General features: G+C 73.6%; 2 protein-coding genes. One reads left to right on the top strand and one right to left on the bottom strand.

All coding sequences use genetic code 11. The features are described 5' to 3' along the window. Nucleotides 1-57: 57 nt before the first annotated feature. The gene (locus tag AB0C29_RS46835) at nucleotides 58-1,110 is read left to right on the top strand and encodes a MerR family transcriptional regulator (RefSeq protein WP_360834643.1); all 1,053 of its coding nucleotides are present in this window, start codon (nucleotides 58-60) and stop codon (nucleotides 1,108-1,110) included. A 5-nt stretch (nucleotides 1,111-1,115) separates the two neighbouring features. Here the strand turns inward: AB0C29_RS46835 and AB0C29_RS46830 are convergent. Further along, on the bottom strand, nucleotides 1,116-1,747 hold a 632-nt coding region (locus AB0C29_RS46830; protein ID WP_360834641.1), incomplete at its 5' end, for an MFS transporter.

Below are 1,747 nucleotides of genomic sequence, written 5' to 3'. Positions count from 1 at the left end.
GTGCGGGGCCCCCTCTCATTTGACCTTCACCGTGGGGCAAGGTCCACGGTGATGGACATGGCAGACGAGTTCCTCACCATCGGGGCGTTCGCGCGGGCCGCGCGGCTGTCCCCGAAGGCGCTGCGGCTCTACGACGACGTGGGCCTGCTGCGCCCGGCCGCCGTCGACGCGGACTCCGGCTACCGCTACTACGCGCCCGCCCAGCTCGACCGGGCCCGCCTGGTGGCCTGGCTGCGCCGCATCGACATGCCGCTGGCGCGGATCAAGGAAGTCTGCGACCTGCCCGGCGCCGAACTGGCCGCCGCGATCGGCGAGCACATGGCGCACGCCGAGGCGGAACTCGCGGCCCGGCGCCGGCTCGCCGGCTTCCTCACCGATCACCTCACCGGAAAGGGGACCACCATGTCCGAAACCCACCCGCTCGGCCTGCGCTTCGCCGCCGGCTCCGAGATCGGCCAGGTCCGCGACAACCATCAGGACCTGGCGTACGCGGGCAGCACCCTGCTCGCCGTCGCCGACGGTTCGGGGCCGGCGGGCGACCGGGCCGCGGCGGCAGCTGTCGACGTCTTCCGCTCTCTGCCCGCCACCGGGGACCTGCTCGGCACCCTGACCGCCGCCGTCCGCGACGCTGACGCCGCCGTGCTGGCCCTCGGCGCGGACAGTGACGAGCGGCCCATCACCACCCTCACCGCACTGCTCTGGTCGGGCACCCGGATCGGCGTCGCGCACATCGGGGACACCCGCGCCTACCTGGTCCGCGGTGGTGAGCTGTCCCGCTTCACCGACGACCACTCGTACGTCCAGGGGCTGGTCGACGCCGGAGAGCTGAGCGCCGCCGATGCTGTCACCCATCCGCAGCGGCCACTGCTGGTACGGGCGCTGGGTGCCGCCGCCGAGGCCGATGTCGCCGTGCGCACCGCCGTCCAGGACGACCGCTATCTGCTCTGCTCGGACGGCCTGTGGGCGGTGGTGCCGGCCGGCCGGATCGCGGAGGTGCTGACGGCGGGGCACGATCCGCAGGAGACGGTCCGGCTGCTGATCGAGGAAGCGATGCACGCCGGCGCACCGGACAACATCGCCTGCGTGGTCGCGGACGTCGTGCCCCTCTAGCGCAACTACTGGGCGAGGGCCGCCGCGGTCGGCAGGTCGCGGCGGCCTCGCAACGGGCCCAGCACGAGGATCAGGCCGCTGGCGGCGTACCCGATGGCCATCAGCATGATCGCGCCGCGGACGCCCAGCGGGCCCGCCAGCGCGCCGCCCAGCACGGCCCCGACCGGGATCGCGCCGAAGTTGACGAACTGCATGCTGGTCAGTACCCGGCCGAACAGGCCGGGCGGGCAGTACGCCTGCCGGAAGCTCGCGCCGACCACGTTGCCGGCGATGGCGCCGGCGGCGACGCCGAGCATCCCGGCCACGAAGACGAGCAGGCCCAGGCCCGGCCGGGTGAACGGGACGAGCACGGACGCCACGCCGCCGAAGGTCTTGCAGGCGACCAACGCCCGGGCACCGCCGAGCCGCCGGACCAGCCGCGGGGTCAGCGATGCGGCACCGACCCCACCGAGGCTCACCGCCGCGAACAACAGCCCGACGGTGGTGGTGCTGACCCCGAGCTCACGCACCAGGAAGACGACGGCGAGCGCGTTGATGCCGGTGAGCCACAGATTCGCGGCCGCGCCGTACACGGTCTGATTGCGCAGGTATTTGTCCCGCTGCAGCCAGCGGGCCCCGACGACGCTGTCGGCGCGGA

It is taken from the genome of Actinoplanes sp. NPDC048791, from assembly GCF_040650095.1.
Taxonomy (GTDB): domain Bacteria; phylum Actinomycetota; class Actinomycetes; order Mycobacteriales; family Micromonosporaceae; genus Actinoplanes.
Note: the sequence above shows the minus strand (reverse complement) of the source record. Positions and strands in the feature narration are given on the sequence as shown.

Coding starts and splice junctions, on each gene's coding strand:
- AB0C29_RS46835 (WP_360834643.1), top strand. CDS start 58: ATGGCAGACGAGTTCCTCACCATCGGGGCGTTCGCGCGGGCCGCGCGG.